We start from the raw sequence: 676 nt of genomic DNA, 5'->3' as shown, positions 1-676 counted from the left end.
CTGCTTTCCCCTCGAAGATCCACCGCTGACCGTGCGGGCCGGTCCTGTTCGATCTGCACTTGCTCAGATCAGTGAGCTTCTCAGGTACCTTCTAGCTGCGCCGACACTTCTGTTATTCGCCGGTTCACCACGGCCAACCATGCGCGAGTTCGTTACGAGAGATCGATTTCGCCGGTAAACCACGGTTCGTTGGTGAATGGTTGAATTCCCCCCTCGGACACAGACCATTCACCAAGGGAGTGCGGGTCGGGAGCGATCTCGACCCGCACTCTGCGTTGTCCGGGCTCGTACGACAGGCGCAGCCCGAGCTTGCGGTACAGACGGTTCTTCTGCCGCTCGTCGGCGCTGCGGAGTGTCTCCGCGACATCCCGCACCGCGTCGACGGCCTCGATGATCCGTTCGCGTGAGGGCGCGGCCCGGCGGGCCCTGGTCTCGGAGGCGGCGGCTCCGGAGTCGGTCAGGTTCCGGTACCGGGCGAGCTCCTGCTCGCAGTCCCGGACGACGGCCGCCGCTTCGGTGGACGCGTCGGACCTCTCGGCGTGCAGGGCGTGGGCCTGGTGCATCCGGTCGACGGTGTTGGCCAGGGCGTACTGGGCCCGCGCTGCGCCGCCGTTTCCGCGCGTACGACGCCGCCCGCCGGGAGGAACGGCGTGCCGCCGGGGCGGCCCTGGAGTAG

The 676-nt window shown here is 67.9% G+C and carries 1 protein-coding gene; it reads right to left on the bottom strand.

The annotated features are described in order from the left end of the window. Window positions 1–152: 152 nt before the first annotated feature. Window positions 153–676, bottom strand: a 524-nt coding sequence (locus tag V1L54_RS29285) for a hypothetical protein (RefSeq protein WP_330121188.1), incomplete at its 5' end; no start/stop codon positions are given.

The organism is Streptomyces rubellus (genome assembly GCF_036323805.1).
Classification (GTDB): Bacteria; Actinomycetota; Actinomycetes; order Streptomycetales; family Streptomycetaceae; genus Streptomyces.
This window is presented reverse-complemented; position numbering and strand designations above follow the sequence as displayed.